Raw genomic sequence first — 370 nt, 5'->3', positions numbered from 1 at the left:
AGCGTGGCGACACGTGGAGCTGACGGATACTAATCGATCGAGGGCTTAACCTAGAAAAGTGGAAGCGCCGCGTTTCGCTCTCGAAGCCAAATGTTCTTCACCCGCAGGGGCGCTCGCGCCCCGAGGGAGAAGGTGATTTGACCCCGAGCGGCGGCGAGCCGGAGCTAGACAGTACGAAAAGCGGAGGCCGCCCGCTTATCGGCGAAACGTGCTGGAGGGCCTGCGAGGAGGCTGTTGCCGCCACAGCAGGACCGAAGCGTCGCGAGCCGATGGCGGCCGGAGCTAGACAGTACGAAGCGCGGCTTCTTCCGACGGTTATCTAGTTTTGAGGGAATGAACTATTTCGATTGACAAATCCAACAGGATGGAT

1 protein-coding gene is annotated in these 370 nt (G+C 59.7%); it reads left to right on the top strand.

Translation table 11 applies throughout. The features are described from left to right. The first annotated feature begins 137 nt into the window (after nt 1-137). Nucleotides 138-323, top strand: a complete 186-nt coding sequence (locus ETC05_RS17625; RefSeq protein ID WP_171661580.1) for a hypothetical protein — start codon at nt 138-140, stop codon at nt 321-323. Nucleotides 324-370: the final 47 nt, after the last annotated feature.

The sequence above is a fragment of the Geobacillus sp. BMUD genome, from assembly GCF_013096845.1.
In the GTDB taxonomy this organism is placed as follows: domain Bacteria; phylum Bacillota; class Bacilli; order Bacillales; family Anoxybacillaceae; genus Geobacillus; species Geobacillus vulcani.
This window is presented reverse-complemented; position numbering and strand designations above follow the sequence as displayed.